Origin of the sequence: Mycobacterium sp., from assembly GCF_040398885.1 — a bacterium.
Taxonomy (GTDB): Bacteria; Actinomycetota; Actinomycetes; order Mycobacteriales; family Mycobacteriaceae; genus Mycobacterium.
On the sequence record NZ_JBBATF010000010.1, the window covers coordinates 1 to 14,112 of the forward strand.

The following is a 14,112-nucleotide window of genomic DNA, read 5'->3' on the forward strand; positions in this document are numbered from 1 at the left end:
CCGGAGGCCGTGCCACCGACACCACCCTGACCACCCCGGCCGGTGATCAGACCACCCGTGCCACCGTTACCGCCGGTACCACCGGTAGCCACCCCATCCACCCCGGCACCACCGGCACCACCATTGCCCAACCAGCCCGCGTCCCCACCATTGCCGCCGGCGAACCCATTGCCGCCGTTGCCGAACAACAGACCGGCCTTACCGCCATTGCACGCACCCGTCGTGCACGCCCCCTCGTAGGAGGTGTAGCTGAAACCGTTGCCGATCAAAATGCCCGCGTTCGGGTTCTCCGCGGTGCCGTCCCCGATCCACACCCGCACGAAATCGGCCAACGGATTCGGTGTCGCCGATGCACTCGGCGACGCCAGCGTGAACGGGTTGAACGGTTCACCGGTCGACGTCGACGCCGCAGGCGACGGAGTCGCGGCATTGCGGCCCACCTCGCGGCGGGTGAACGCCAACGCCGTCCACATCAACGGCGCCGCCACCGGCGCCTCACCGTTGCTGCCACCAGCCAGCCACCCCAACAGGCCTGAACCCATCCCGGTAACCGCACCGCCCGCCGAGACCGCGCGGGGAGCGGCCGTCATCACCGGCACATCAGCGGCAGCCGGGACGGCAACCGCGGCGATCGCCGGCATCGCCGACCCCGGCGCAGCGAAATCCGAGTCGATCCGGTCCGACCGGCGATCGGCCGGCGCTGTCACCGGGTCGACGACCGGAGCTGCGGCGGGACCGGCCGTCGCGCGCGGCGCGACCGGCGCCGGCTGCGGGCTTTCCGTCACGGTGATCTGACTGGCGGGCGGGTTCACGGCCGGTCCGGCGGGGCTGGCGGGTGAGTCGGAATCGCCACGGCGCGCACGCGCGGGACCATCGTCGGCCGAGGAACGGGCGCCGCCACGGACCGTCGGCGCCGGGCTATCAGAGACGTCTGCAGTGCCGCCGTCGACGTCAGAGTTGATGTCAGAGTCGATGTCAGAGTCGGTGTCGGTGTCGATGTCGGTGTCGATGTCGGTGTCGGTGTCGATGTCGATGTCGGTGTCGGCCGAGGAACCAGGCTCGATGGTGTCGGGGATGACCGGATCGGTGGACGTGACTCCTGATAAATCACCGTCCGGCTCGGTGGTGGAGGAGTCCGAAACGCCGCTCCCCGGCGACGATCCGCGGCGCGGCTGACGCGATTCCGCCCGCGAGGAGCTCGACGAACTCGACGACGAGGCACCCGCCGACGAATCCGCGTTGGACCCCGTCGACCCCCCCGAACCCGTCGTGTCGGCGAACGCCAACGGCATAGCGGCCGCCGCCGAACCCACACCGAAAGCAACCGCCAACGCACCCACACGGCCGACATAGCGGGCAGTCGCGGAACCGGCCGTGCCGGGTTCCTCAGCAGTCACCGCACGCCGGGAGTACTCGATGCCCCTGACCCGCCCTCTTGAAGTGCGGCGATGCCGACCGGCGGACTGCGACGACTCTGCAGCGGACATGGTGCTCCCTGTTGCTGGCACACGCAGCCCGGGACTGGACATACGCAATGCGACGGCGGCTGCCCGCAGTATTCCTGAGAAACTCCCAGAAATCTACGGAAAGCGTCAATGTCAGCAAATGTTTCACTGCTCCTATCACATTGACCTGGGTCATGTTTTCGCATGGAAACAGATTTCGGCAGACCACTCCCACCCATCGGCATCGGCGTTGGCAAATTCCGACCCGGCCGGACATGCGAAGAACCGGAGTGACTACCGCGCAGGCCGCTACCCGTGACTCAGGTGAAGGTCGCCGCACGGGGGCGTGAACAGCGGCCCGAAAAACTCGTACAGCAAAGAGATCGGGGTGAAACGTGGCCCCGGCTCGTTGCAGACGGTCCTGGCGCCGCGCCCGTTCGGCGCTGTAACTGGCGGCATGAGGCCGGCGGCCAACTCGGCCATGGTCATTGCGCTGGAGCCCCAATTCACTGGATGCAGGCCAAGGTCTGCGGGTTGAGCTCGACACCGCGGAGTGAACGTCGTCTTCTCCCCACCGGCAGGGGAGGACTACCAGCACTGGCAGTCCGTTGACCGCACCATCCTCAAGCGCATCAATCGGCTGATCAACGAAATTCGTCGCTCCCCATACGAGGGCATCGGAAAGCCTGAGCCGCTCAAGTACGGCCTTGCCGGCGCGTGGTCGCGCCGCATCACCGATGAGCACCGACTGGTCTATCGCATCACCACCGAGAGCCTGGAGATACTCCAAGGGCGCTACCACTACTAGGGTGCCTCGCTGTCGCCGACCCTGAATGTCTGAGCGCCGCCCACCTGCGCGAAGAGGGCGACGGTAGCGTTCCGCCATTGGAGACGACTAGTCAATCGGGCTGCGCCACAACAGGTTCGGGAACTGGGCGTACCCGCGATCGTTGGTGATCCAGGTCGCGCCGTGCTCGATGGCCAGCGCCGCGTGGTAGGCGTCGGGCACATCGTTGGCGGTGGCCGAGACAGCGCGGCAGAGTCCGGAGAAGACCTCCCAGTGCTTGGCCCCGGGCCGCAACGGGATCGCGGACGGTCCTGAGCGCACCGCATGGCAGAAGTCCAGTACGTCCGCCGTGGAGCTGGGCTGGCGGTAGATCCGATGGTTTGTCGCCAAGCGAACCACACCCGAAAGGACGAGTTCACTCACGCCGACCGGCTCGTGACCGGTCATGGCGCGCTGCAGCCATTGCGCGTATGAGTTGTGATCCGCGCTGTCTCGGCGGAATGCGTACAGCAGGACGTTGACGTCAGGGCAGAGCATTCTCACCCAGGAGATCGGCGAGGGCTTCGCGGTCATCGAGGTTCACCCCTGGCTGCAGGCCACCGGCGCCACTGATGGGAAACGTCCACGCCTCGGCCTTCGATTCGGCCGCGTCGCGCCTGAGCAACACGCGCAGCGCATCGTCGACCACCGCACCGATGGAACGGTGCGTTCTAGCGGCGACCACCTTCGCTTCGGCCAAGAGGTCGTCGGAGATGTTCAGGGTCGTGCGCACGATCGCATCATAACATCACCAGTACACATCATGATGCGAATGGCGCCGATCCGCTGTACGCCTCCTGTCACAGGCTGCTGCGCGGCATGACCCACACCTGCTCGAAGGCGACGACGGTGGCGGCGGTCTCGAAGTCGTCGACATCATCGTCAGCGCGGATCGGCCGTGGTGCGCTGTAGCGGCTCACACCTCAGTGTCGAAAATCGACGGCTCCGAGAAAAGATTTTCGAGAAGGAGGAACGCATGAGTGAGTACAAGACCGCTGTCCTGGCCGGCGGCTGCTTCTGGGGGATGCAGGATCTGATTCGTCGCTCATCGCGCCCCCCACTCCTGCATTCGTTTGAATCCCGGCCAAAGCCCAGCGCTTTGCCAAGATGTGCGATTACTCGAGTTTTGCGCTGATACGCGGTTACTCGGGATGAATCCGCCTTTTCCCGCAGCGGATGATCCGCAACCACCGCTGTCCCCGAACAGTCGAACCGCCGGGCTATCGGGCGCCAACTCGCTATCGCCGCCCACTCCCCCTGGGTGTCACGACGGACTACCTGGGGCGCAGAGATTTCTGCAGCACGCATTCCCCGACCGTGTGGTTGTACGTCGCCCAGTCCCCGCCGAGAACGTCGCGCCCATCACCGAAACGGGTGAGGCGCCGCGCGTCGCCACTCAGCCCGTACACCTCACCGTCGCTCATCACCCACGAGTCCAAGCTGGACACGCGAGTGCCATCCGAGGCGACGATGTTGCCGCCGACGATCACCTTGCCGGACGGACCACTAACAGACTGCGTGTTCTCCAAACGCTTGCCGTTGGTGAAGTTTGCGTTGATGATTTCGACGATCTCGACCGGAGCCTCGGCGCATCCCACCGTGGCGTCTGCCGCCGGTGCGCTGGCGGGCGCGGAGGATGTTCCCTTGTCCCCGGGGCCGGTGGTCAGCGCGCCGACCACCCCCAGGGCCGCCACCGCCCCGAGCACCCACAACCAGGCGGGCCGCTTCTTCTTCGGGTTCGGGGCAGCGGGCTGCGGGGGCCCGTTGGGCTCTCCCTGCGGCGGATCGAACCCGGGCGGTGGCGGTGTGGTCATTCACTCCCCTGACGTCAAACTCCCGAAACCGGCGATGGGATGGTAGCAACGGGCGTTCGGCGGACGCGGCAACGGAACAACGTGCGAAAGTCCTCAACCGGCGGGACCTTGGTCGGTTGGGCGGTCCGGCACTGGACTTGATCCCGGAATCATGTTCGAATCCAGCATCGGACACCGGGAGCAACCATGGATGCCGGACCCCTCACAACTCGAATCGGACCGATCGCGGTCACGCTGGGAATCGGCGCCGCGCTGTTCGCCGGCGCCGGGGTCGCCGCAGCGGACCGGGGGTCGGAGGCGGGCTCGTCCCCCTCGTCGGAAGCCGCTGACACCACTCGGGCTTACCCGCCCGCCCAACGCCGTCGCGGCGTCGTCCCGCGTTCTTCCGCCGCGACGGACATCGGAAGCAAACCCGGCACCGGCGTGAGGACGGGCGGCAATCGGAATCGCCCGGAGCGTGGATCCGGGGTGGACCCCGTCGACCGGCGCGTCCGGCCGACCCCGGACCGGTCGGGCGCGGCGGTCACAGCCCCGGCCGCGGCGATCCCACCTCGGTCCGCACCGGCAACAGCGGCCACCCCGCCAACAGCGGCCACCCCGGACCTGCCCGCCCTGACACCGCCCCCCGCGGCGGCGACACCGGCCACGCCGGCCACGGCGCCGGCGGTCCGCACGCCCCGCGCCGATAGTCCCGCCCCCGCTCCGGCCGCTGCGACAGGGCTGGCCGCCAGTACGGCGGTGGCCCCACCGGCACCGGCGCCGGCCGCCGTCATGCGGGCCCCGGCCGCGGGCAGCCCTGCACCCCAGCCGAATTGGGCGGCAGGCGGCGGCGGGCTGCCGGTCCTGCAGCCGATGTCGTGGGTGGTGGCCGCGGTCGCGCGCCGGCAGTGGGCCGCAGCGCCCTCCGCGACGGTGGCGCCCCCCGCGGCGACGGTGCGCGCCTCGGCGATCTTCGGCAACCGCCCGCCGGTGATCTCGTCGGTGTCGGTCGGACGCGGCGACCCCGCCACCGGTGTGGTCACGGTGGTGGTCACCGCCACCGATCCCAACCGGGACCGGTTGACCTATACCGCCTCGGGTGCGACCAAGGGCCGAGCGACGATCACCTCCGCTGGCGTCCTGACCTACACCCCCACCTCGACCGCGCGGCACGCCGCGGCCAAAGAGCAAGCCGCACCGCAGGTGCGGGTCGACACGGTACGGGTGACCGTCTCAGACACCCGCTTCGCCCGGGTCAGCACCACCGTGACCGTCCCCATCGTCCCCCGCAACTCCGCGCCCGTCGCCCAGACCACGATGGCAGCCCCCAACGCCACCTCCGGTGCGGTCACCGGCCGGGTCAGTGCGACCGACGCCGACGGGGACCCGCTGGCCTTCAGCGCGCCGGCCTCGACCGCCAAGGGCAGCGTGCAACTGGGCACCAGCGGCAACTTCACCTACACCCCGACCGGGGTCGCGCGCCACGCCGCGGCCCGACTCGGCGCGAGCACCGCCGAGAAGAGTGACGCCTTCACCGTCACCATCCGCGACGGTTACGGCGCGGTGGTCAACGTCCCGGTGACGGTGGCGATCGCACCGCGCAACAGCGCACCGGTCGCCGGTGCCACCACCGTCGGAACCCCCGACCCGAGCACCGGGGTGGTGACCGGCACGGTGCGCGGCACCGACTCCGACGGGGACACCCTGGCCTTCAGCGCGCCGGCGTCGACCGCCAAAGGCAACATCAGCCTCAACCCCAGCAGTGGGGTGTTCAGCTACGCCCCGACCGCCGCGGCGCGCAATGCCGCCGGCGCACCGGGGGCCACCGACGCCGACCGGCAGGACAGCTTCACCGTCACCCTCGCCGACGGCTTCGGCGGCAGCGCCGCGGTGCCGGTGAGTGTGCCGGTGACCCCGACGACGCCGACCCCGCCACCGCCACCGCCGCCACCTCCGCCACCGAGCAACCTGGCCGCCTTCCCCGGCGCGGAGGGTTTCGGCGCCGCCGCCACCGGTGGGCGCGACGGCAGCGTGATCTACGTGACCAACCTCAACTCGTCGGGACCCGGATCGCTGCAGTGGGCGATCGACCAACCGGGCGCCAAGTACGTCCTGTTCAAGGTCAGCGGCGTCATCAACGATCAGATCCACCTGACCAACGGCAACGTGACGATCGCCGGGCAGACCTCACCCGGCGGGATCACCATCCGCGGGTTGGTCACCGACGAGAGCCCGTTCCAGGACCAGGACGTCCGTGCGCCCGGCGATTTCGCGGAGAACTGGATCCTGCAGCACATCCGGATCCGACCCGGAGCCGACGGACCCAGCGACGACGGGCTGCGGTTGCGCTACACCCGCAACGCGATCGTCGACCACGTCTCCATCGGCAACGCCACCGACGAGGCGATCGAGATCTCCTACTCCAACAACATCACCGTGCAGAACACGCTGCTGGCCGAGACGGTGGGCTACCACGCCGAGTACGGCGGCATCCTGATGAACTATTCCAACCCGGCCTACGGTTTCGGCCTGGACAACGTCTCCCTGCACCACAACGTGTTCAACCGGATCTGGGGCAGGCTGCCGGAGGGCAGTCGCGAATCGCTCGCGGCGGCCAACTCGACGATGAACCTGGAGTTGTCCAACAACCTGTACTGGGATCCGCGGTTCTTCGTCGCGCTGGGGCCCAACACCGGAGTGGTCACCAACGCCAGCGGCGACCCGTACCCGATCTACTGGAAGATCAACGCCGTCAACAACTTCTTCCGCACCGGGACGGAGTTCCCATACGGCATGTTCGACGACCAGGTTATGCGCAACCCGACCAACCAGATGTACTTCAGCGGCAACAAGATGAGCCTGTACCCGACCCGTTCGGACTACGAACTGTTCTACTGCTGCAACGACTATTCGACGGTGACCGCCGGGGAACTGCCCGGCCTGGTCGCCGCCCAGCGGGCCCAGAAACGCACCACCCGCCATCCCTTCCCGGCGATCACCTACACCCCCACCGACCAGTTGCGCACCGTCCTGCTCAACACCGCCGGGGCGTGGCCGCGGGACCCGATGGACACCCGCCTGATGGCCAACGTCGCCGCCAACAGCATCGCGACGGCCCCGATCGACGCCAATCCGGCCGGTGACGCGCTGCGCCTGCCCTACACCGGCACCGCACCGGCCGCGCCGGCCGACACCGACAACGACGGGATGCCCGACGCCTGGGAGGTCGCCAAGGGCCTCAATCCCGCGGTGGCCAACACCAACGCCAGGACGCTGTCGACCCTGGGCTACACCGATCTGGAGGTCTACCTCCACGAGTTGTCCGCCAGCAGGATCACCCCGACCGCGCTGTAGCGGACATTTACACTGATCCGATGCGCTGGCCCGCGATGGTCCCGGTGGCGGGTGCCGTCGCGTCCGTTGTGGGGGTCGGCCACAATGGTTCATTCCTCAAGGTGGCCATCGACACCGGCCTGCTGAAGGGCGATGACCTCGTGCAGTTCGGCCTCCGTGGGCAGGGCCCGTCGGAGGCCAACCTCGCCTGGTTGCGCAAGAAGAAGGTCCGCACGCACTTCCAGGCGGAAATCGACACGGTCGGCTGGGATGCCGCGCTGCGACGAATCCTCAACGAAGTCAAGGGACGCATGGTCTACCTGTCGTTCGACGTCGACGCCATCTCCCCGGCCTACGCGCCGGGAGTGGGAACCCAAGATCCCGACGGCCTCACCGCTTCCCAGGCCCTCCAGCTCGTGCGCGCCCTAGCCATCAACAGCGAACTCGTGGCGGCCGATTTCATCGAATACAACCCGCTGCTCGACGACGCACACCAGACGACGGGCGTCCTCGTCGACCGGGCATCACCGACCCCTTATAGGTCGAGGCGCGGCGTCCCCGTGCGTGACGACGGGGGTCAGCGCCCCTTGATCTGCTCGATCAACGTGTACCCCGAGGGGTCGTCGGGCAGCACCGCGGCGAAGCCCTCCAGGAAGATGATCGCGATCACGTTCGCGGCGACCACACCGATGAACAGCCAGATGACGGCCGTGGACAGCTTGTGCAGGCCGGTGCCTTCGGCCGGCGCCCGGGGGATACCCCGCGGCATCAGGAGCAGCATGAGCGCGACGTAGACCATCACGATGGCGAAGGTGACGAACGCCCAGGTGTAGAGGTGCAGTCCCAGGAAAGGCTCGCCGTAGCCGGGATCGCCCGGCAGGATGTGCAACGCGATCTGGCGTACCGACACCGACGCGCCGGCCAACACACTGAGCAGGCCCATTCCCAGGCACTGTGCATAACGCGCCGTGGTCAGAGTTCCGCGGCGGGCTTGCATGACGGCGAACAGTGCGCCGCAGGTGCCCAGGATCATCCCGTAGCGCTGAAGCATGCACAGCGGACAAGGGAATTCGCCCTTGACGAACTGGATGAAGAAGGCGCTGAGCATCACCACGGTGTAGGCGAGAATCCAGGCGTGCAGCCCCCAGAAGGTGAGCGCACCCCACAGTCGGCTGCCTGACCCGGCGGGCTCCTCGACGATGCGGGTCTCCTCGACGACGATCTCGGCCATCAGAAGCTCAGATCCAGCACCGAGGTGACGTGGTAGCGGAACAGCCCGAGCATGGCGACCACTCCGACAGCCCACAGCGCGAGGACCAGACCCGGCTTGGCGCCGCGCCAGATCAGCAGCGCGAGACCGAGGAGCAGGATCATGATGAGAATGTCCACGCGCGAAACAGTAAGCCCGCGGCAGCCTGCGATGTGGCGGTTTAGCCCGGGAAGATGTGCACCCAGTCGACCAGCATCTGGCACGGGTAGACACCCGTCGAGGCGTCCTTGCCGCCGGTGCCGCCGACGGCGAGGTTGAACACCGGGCGCAACTGGTAGCCCGGGTCGTTGAACGGCCAGTCGTCGATCGAGAAGGCGGGCACCTCGAAGTAGGGCTGCATGCCGGGCTCGTAGTCCATCCAGAACGACATCCCCGAGAAGTTCCACGTCATCCGCCAGCGGTGCCAGGCGTCGTCGACGGGGAACGGCATGGTCGCGAACGAGGTCCCGTCCAGGCGCGCGTGCACGGTGGTGCCCGAGGGCCATTCCATGTTGCCGTACCACTCGATCAGGTCGACTTCGCCGCCGCGCGGCTTCTGCTCGTTGACCGCCCACCAGGCCGGCCAGGCGCCCGGGGTCAGGCACTCCAACTTGACCCTCGCCTCGAAGGTGTGGTTGATCGGGGCGCTGAAGTTGCCGACGACCTTGCCGCTGGTGTAGCGGCCGGGAGCGTCGCGGGTCGCGCGGATGACGAGGTTGGAATTGCCGTCGATGAAGACGTGTCCGCGGTCGTCGCTGTACTGGCCCATGTTCTCGGGCCGGTCCCAGAACACCGGGTTCTTGATCAGCTCGCGTCGCTGGGCGACTCTCCACAACGCCGGGTTGGGCGGAGCGCCGGCCGGGCCGTCGAACTCGTCACCCTGCCATCCGGGCGGCGCGGTGGAGGCGGCCGGCGGCGGTGCGCCGAAGGGGGGAGCCCCGGGGGGCGGCGGCGGGAACGGCGCCCCGGGGGGTGGCGGGGGCGCCGGGGGCTCCGGAGCCATGGGGTTGGCGCCCGCTTCGGCGGGAAGGGCGACGGCGGCCAGGCCCAAACCGGCCATGGCCATCACGCTTCGACGATCCATCTTCGGCATGGGCGGGAACTTTAACGGCGATCCGCCGCAGTGCCTGACCCGGGTGGCGCGCCGAAAGGCGCGACCCCGGCGTGGCGGTTCAGCCCGGGAAGATGTGCACCCAGTCCACCAGCATCTGGCACGGGTAGTCGCCCGGCGATGCGTCCTTGCCGCCGGTGCCGCCGACGGCGATGTTGAACACCGGCTTCATCATGAAACCCGGGTCGTTGAAGGCCCAGTCCTTGATCGAGAACGCCGGCACCTCGAAGTAGGGCTCCATGCCCGGCTCATAGTCCCGCCAGAATGACATCCCGGCGGTGTTCCAGGTGAGCCGCCAGGTGTGCCACTGGTCGTCGACCGGGATCGGCTGCGTCGCGAAAGCGGTGCCGTCCAGACGGGCGTGAACGGTGGTGCCCGACGGCCACTCCATGTTGCCGTACCACTCGATCAGGTCGACCTCGCCGCCGCGCGGCTTGTTCTCGTTGACCACCCACCACGCCGGCCAGGCTCCGGGGGTCAGACACTCCAACTTCACCCGCGCCTCGAAGGTGTGGTTGATCGGCGCGGCGAAGTTACCCACCACCTTGCCGCTGGTGTAGATGTTGGACTGATTGGTGCCGTTGGGGTTGCGCGTCGCCCGGATGACGAGGTTGGAGTTTCCGTCGAGGAACACGTGCTCACGGTCGTCGCGGTACTGGCCCATGTTCTCGGGGCGATCCCAGAAGACCGGCTTCTTGATGAACTCGCGCCGTTGGGCGACGGACCACAGCGCCGGGTTGGGCGGCGCACCGGCCGGGCCGTCGAATTCGTCGCCCATGACCCCGGGGACGGCCGCTGCCGGCGGAGGTGCACCGAAGGGGGCCGGGGGCGGCGGCGCGCCGGGAGGGGGAGGCATCGGCGCAATTGGCGGTGCACCCGGGGGCGGCGGTGGGCCGGGTAGCGGCGGTTGCGGGTTGGCACCGGCCTTCGCGGGAAAGGCAACGGCGGCCAAACCCAGGCCCGCCGTGACCATCGCACTGCGTCGATCCATCTTCGGCATAGCTGCCAATCTTAGCTGCGATCGGCGCTCCTGCCCAAAACCGGGTCGGATCGGCGGCCGCCCCGAATCCCCGCGGCGTTGGCCACCTGGCCCGCAAATCACGGTTCGGAGCGGCGGAAAAAGTCGGTCAGTTCACCGGGAAGCAGACCGCCACGAACGGAATCGGCGGACAGATCGAAACCGGCGGCAAAGGCGGAGGCGGCGGCGGGGCCGGCGGCGGCGCGTTCCACTGGGCAGGCGCCGCCGGCGCTACCACGCACATGTTCATCGGCGCGTCCAAGACCGTTCCGGGACCGCACTCCGCAGCGTAGGAGACCGCCGGAGCAGCCACCGCGACGCCAGCGGAGACCGCCAGTGCTGACGCCGCGGCGGAAACCGCGTGCCTCATGACCGCGACCATCGGCGCCTCTGGCTCGAAGAGGTCTGCCGACGGCCGAAAATGTTCTCCGCCAACGGTCGCGGACGTTACTCGGACTGCTTGTTCAGGGAATCCTCGCCGCGCGAGGCGTCCAGCACGCTGACATCGATTCCGTACGGCAGGAATCTCACGGAACGGTTGGGGTCGGTGTTGAGCTTGTTGCCGCGCAAGGCGTCGAGTTCGTTCTTGTAGACCTGTTCGACGTGGGCTTTGCCAGCCGCGTCGGTGATGTAGACGGCCCACACCCCGTCGCCGGCTTCACCGGCGGTCTCCGGTTGCGGTCGGCCCTTCGGCGCGGGCTTGACGAACTGATCGAAGAGCAGCCCGAAGCCGGCCCGTTCCGGGGAGGTGTTTAAGAATCGCCCGACTTGCTCGAAAGCGCTTCGCAAACCCTCGCCCGTCTCGCGCACGACGCGGTCGAATTCGTCGGGGTCGATACCGAAAGGCCCATTTTTGTCCATGCAACCAGTGTGCGCTGAGTTTGCTGCCGATGTCGACAGGTTGGCGGTACGCCGCCAGCGAAACGTCGAATTACACGGCTGTCAGCGGGAGGGAACGTCGCGGCTGGAACTGGAAGGCCGCACCGCCGCTGACCTTGGTCACCTGGACCTCGGGGCACTCCGGGACGACGGCGTCGGAGCGTTCGAGCTCGGCGGTCCAGTCGGTCGCGGTGCCGGCGATCGTGACGACCAGGTGGGGGTCGACCGCGGTTGCGATGGCTTGAAGTGGCTGCGCAGAACCCGGGCCGCACAAGGCGATCCACGCGCAGTCGTCGTGGGCGGGCGATCGCCGCACCTGGAGTCGACCGGCTTCGACCTCGGCCCGGACGTACCCGGCGGGGTTGAGCAGGGGATGCAGTCGAAGGACCCGGGCCAGGCCGTCAAGGTCGGTGGGGATGTTCAAGGCACGCCGGATTCGCTCGGCGGCCACCCCGGCGATGCCGGTGAGTTGTCTGGTGCAGATCGACCGCGCCAGTTCGCGGTCGTCGCCTGCGCGTTTGGACACGGCAAGGACAAACGACAGGTTCAGCAGGTGCATCTGCAGGCAGACCTCATCGGCGATGCGCACCAGGGCCGAATGGGAGAACGCGCTGAAGTCGACGTCGGACAACAGCGGACCGGTGTAGTCGGCGGCGCCGTCGTCGTCGCGGTCGATGGGTGCAAGCTCCCAACCGGCGGCGTGGGTTGCGGCGATGATCGCCAGTGCGGGTATGGGCCGGGCTTCCGGGTGGGACGGGTCGATGACCACGGTCCAGGCGCAGTGCGGTGTGCGGTGGGCGGGCCGGCGCGGCGGGCGGTGGATGGGCCGCACCTGGGCTCGCGGGTTGGTGGCAACCGCGGTGGCGTCGAAGGTGGGGTCCTCGATGTCGTGGCACATGCCCCGTACGTAGTCCGGGCCCATCGGTTCGACGTCGAGCAGGGCGCCGCAGTGATCCAGGTGGAATTCGCCGTGCCAGCGGTCGTGCACGGTGTAGCGGAAGTCCATGAATTGCGGTGGGGCCCCGATGTCGAACTGGAGTCCCTTGAAGATGGTGATGACATCCTCACCCTCGTAGCGCAGGGCTTTCTGCATGCGTTTGGTGTAGAGCGGGCTGCAGCCGGCCCACTCCTCGATGGCGATCCGCAGCATCTCCTCGCGGCCGAAAGACGCGATGCACCAAGCCATTCCGGATCGGTCGATCAGCTGGCCGATGAGCAGCAGTTCGGGGACCAGCACGGCGAGCTCGGCGCGAGACAGTTCGGCGTAGCGGCTCGGGGACGGGCTCACCCGCTTAAACCTAGTCCGGACGGTCACGGGTGTGCTGCAATGGCGACATGGCCGATGTGGAGGCGATCGAAGCGATCAAACGGGTCAAGTACCGCTATCTGCGTGCGCTGGACACCAAGCACTGGGACGATTTCGCCGACACCCTCACCGAGGACGTCGTCGGGGACTACGGCTCGTCGTTGGGCAAGGAGTTGCGCTTCACCAACCGCGCGGACCTGGTGGAGTTCATGCGCACCGCGATGCCGGCGGGGGTGATCTCCGAGCACCGGGTGGGCCACCCGGAGATCACCCTCGACGACACCGACGAGGCCGAGGGCCGCTGGTATCTGCAGGACCGGGTGATCGTGCCGGAGCACAACTTCATGCTGTTCGGCGCGGCGTTCTACAGCGACCGCTACCGCAAGACACCGGACGGGTGGAAGATCTGCGCGACGGGATATCAGCGCACCTACGAGGTGGCCCAGAAATTCGAGGGCAAGCTGACGCCGGGGCCGGCGCTGGCCTGAGCTACTGGGCGATCGCGATGACCGCGCCGGGTTTCAGCCAACGGATGATCTTGACCAGGGTGGCGTCGTCGAGGGCAACGCAGCCGGCCGTCGGTGCGCCGTTGGTGGTGTGAACGAAAAACGCTCCGCCGTTGCCGGGGATTCGTTCCTTGTTGACGCCCATGACGATCGCGTGGGCGTAGGCGGGGATGTAGAGGTTCTCGGTGCCGCTGGCCGGTGAGGTGTCGAACGGGCAGTCGACTTGTTTGCACACCTGCATGGTGTTGTAGGTGGGGCCCTCGGCCGACCACCAGTAGTCCGGTGTCGTCTGGTAGTACTTCAGTCCGCCACCGGGATTGGGTTCGGTGCCGAAGGCGAAGTCGAGGCTGTAGACGCCCATCGGGGTGGCCGGGACGGTGTCGCGCGCTTTGGGCGCCATGCCCGCCGAACCGACGAAGGTCGGGATGCCGCTGCCGACCGGTTGCCATCCGCTGGCGCCGCGCTGCCAGACATCCATCTTCGCGGTGGACCCGCCGGTGCCGACGACCGAGAGCACCTGGGAGGCGCCGCCGACCTGCGCGGCGAACCAGGGAGTGTCGGCGTGGGCGGCCGGCGCCGTCGCCGCGGCGACGGCGGCCGCGGTGAGGGCAGCCGCCAGCGGGAGCGGGATCCTGCGCATGGGCCC

The 14,112-nt window shown here is 68.2% G+C and carries 16 protein-coding genes and 2 pseudogenes; 6 read left to right on the forward strand and 12 right to left on the reverse strand.

The annotated features are described in order from the left end of the window. Nucleotides 1–461 (reverse strand): annotated as a pseudogene (locus ADBZ5U_RS01940) (hypothetical protein); the annotation flags it as partial. Here ADBZ5U_RS01940 and ADBZ5U_RS01945 point away from each other — a divergent pair. The 3 genes from ADBZ5U_RS01945 (at nt 451) to ADBZ5U_RS01955 (ending at nt 2,253) form a co-directional block, all read left to right on the forward strand. Continuing rightward, a complete protein-coding gene (locus ADBZ5U_RS01945) occupies nt 451–795 on the forward strand; it encodes a hypothetical protein (RefSeq protein WP_526261800.1) in 345 nt (114 codons plus the stop codon). The pseudogene ADBZ5U_RS01940 and the gene ADBZ5U_RS01945 overlap by 11 nt on opposite strands. Nucleotides 796–972: 177 nt before the next feature. Next, nucleotides 973–1,176, forward strand: coding sequence for a hypothetical protein (locus ADBZ5U_RS01950; RefSeq protein WP_526261802.1), 204 nt, complete (start codon nt 973–975; stop codon nt 1,174–1,176). Nucleotides 1,177–1,998: 822 nt separating this feature from the next. Then, nucleotides 1,999–2,253: a Txe/YoeB family addiction module toxin gene (locus tag ADBZ5U_RS01955; RefSeq protein WP_526261804.1), complete on the forward strand. Its 255-nt coding sequence runs from the start codon at nt 1,999–2,001 to the stop codon at nt 2,251–2,253. Between the two features lie 87 nt (nt 2,254–2,340). On the opposite strand, the gene ADBZ5U_RS01960 is transcribed toward ADBZ5U_RS01955, so the two are convergent. From ADBZ5U_RS01960 to ADBZ5U_RS01970, 3 genes are all read right to left on the reverse strand, one after another. Continuing rightward, the gene (locus ADBZ5U_RS01960) at nt 2,341–2,805 is read right to left on the reverse strand and encodes a type II toxin-antitoxin system VapC family toxin (protein WP_526261806.1); all 465 of its coding nucleotides are present in this window, start codon (nt 2,803–2,805) and stop codon (nt 2,341–2,343) included. Continuing rightward, on the reverse strand, nt 2,756–3,004 hold the full coding sequence (locus ADBZ5U_RS01965; protein WP_509640179.1) for a type II toxin-antitoxin system VapB family antitoxin: 249 nt from the start codon (nt 3,002–3,004) through the stop codon (nt 2,756–2,758). The genes ADBZ5U_RS01960 and ADBZ5U_RS01965 overlap by 50 nt, the downstream gene beginning before the upstream one ends. 541 nt (nt 3,005–3,545) lie before the next feature. After that, the gene (locus ADBZ5U_RS01970) at nt 3,546–4,085 is read right to left on the reverse strand and encodes a hypothetical protein (protein ID WP_526261809.1); all 540 of its coding nucleotides are present in this window, start codon (nt 4,083–4,085) and stop codon (nt 3,546–3,548) included. Nucleotides 4,086–4,823: 738 nt separating this feature from the next. Here ADBZ5U_RS01970 and ADBZ5U_RS01975 point away from each other — a divergent pair. Both ADBZ5U_RS01975 and ADBZ5U_RS01980 read left to right on the forward strand, forming a co-directional pair. Next, nucleotides 4,824–7,418 carry a cadherin-like domain-containing protein gene (locus ADBZ5U_RS01975; protein WP_526261811.1) on the forward strand — a complete coding sequence of 865 codons (2,595 nt, stop codon included), beginning with the start codon at nt 4,824–4,826 and terminating at the stop codon, nt 7,416–7,418. Nucleotides 7,419–7,438: 20 nt separating this feature from the next. Further along, entirely contained in the window at nt 7,439–8,191 is a 753-nt protein-coding gene (locus ADBZ5U_RS01980) for an arginase family protein (RefSeq protein WP_526261813.1), read from the forward strand. A gap of 86 nt (nt 8,192–8,277) precedes the next feature. Here the strand turns inward: ADBZ5U_RS01980 and ADBZ5U_RS01985 are convergent. The 7 genes and pseudogenes from ADBZ5U_RS01985 to ADBZ5U_RS02015 form a co-directional block, all read right to left on the reverse strand. Beyond that, nucleotides 8,278–8,628: pseudogene (locus ADBZ5U_RS01985) on the reverse strand (disulfide bond formation protein B); the annotation flags it as partial. Continuing rightward, on the reverse strand, nt 8,628–8,786 hold the full coding sequence (locus ADBZ5U_RS01990) for a DUF5993 family protein (protein WP_526261815.1): 159 nt from the start codon (nt 8,784–8,786) through the stop codon (nt 8,628–8,630). The pseudogene ADBZ5U_RS01985 and the gene ADBZ5U_RS01990, both read right to left, overlap by 1 nt. 41 nt (nt 8,787–8,827) lie before the next feature. After that, nucleotides 8,828–9,730: a glycoside hydrolase family 16 protein gene (locus tag ADBZ5U_RS01995; protein WP_526261861.1), complete on the reverse strand. Its 903-nt coding sequence runs from the start codon at nt 9,728–9,730 to the stop codon at nt 8,828–8,830. An 88-nt stretch (nt 9,731–9,818) separates the two neighbouring features. Beyond that, the gene (locus ADBZ5U_RS02000) at nt 9,819–10,748 is read right to left on the reverse strand and encodes a glycoside hydrolase family 16 protein (RefSeq protein ID WP_526261863.1); all 930 of its coding nucleotides are present in this window, start codon (nt 10,746–10,748) and stop codon (nt 9,819–9,821) included. A 107-nt stretch (nt 10,749–10,855) separates the two neighbouring features. Continuing rightward, entirely contained in the window at nt 10,856–10,987 is a 132-nt protein-coding gene (locus tag ADBZ5U_RS02005; protein ID WP_526261817.1) for a hypothetical protein, read from the reverse strand. A 235-nt stretch (nt 10,988–11,222) separates the two neighbouring features. Next, the gene (locus ADBZ5U_RS02010) at nt 11,223–11,636 is read right to left on the reverse strand and encodes an Rv0313 family protein (protein WP_526261819.1); all 414 of its coding nucleotides are present in this window, start codon (nt 11,634–11,636) and stop codon (nt 11,223–11,225) included. 70 nt (nt 11,637–11,706) lie between these two features. Next, nucleotides 11,707–12,942 (reverse strand): hypothetical protein, encoded by a 1,236-nt coding sequence (locus tag ADBZ5U_RS02015; protein ID WP_526261821.1) that lies wholly within the window; start codon nt 12,940–12,942, stop codon nt 11,707–11,709. A gap of 29 nt (nt 12,943–12,971) precedes the next feature. Here ADBZ5U_RS02015 and ADBZ5U_RS02020 point away from each other — a divergent pair, with 29 nt between their 5' ends. Next, the gene (locus ADBZ5U_RS02020) at nt 12,972–13,448 is read left to right on the forward strand and encodes a nuclear transport factor 2 family protein (protein ID WP_526261823.1); all 477 of its coding nucleotides are present in this window, start codon (nt 12,972–12,974) and stop codon (nt 13,446–13,448) included. 1 nt (nt 13,449) lies between these two features. Here the strand turns inward: ADBZ5U_RS02020 and ADBZ5U_RS02025 are convergent, their stop codons facing one another. Then, nucleotides 13,450–14,106: a L,D-transpeptidase family protein gene (locus tag ADBZ5U_RS02025; protein ID WP_526261825.1), complete on the reverse strand. Its 657-nt coding sequence runs from the start codon at nt 14,104–14,106 to the stop codon at nt 13,450–13,452. Between the last annotated feature and the right edge of the window lie 6 nt (nt 14,107–14,112).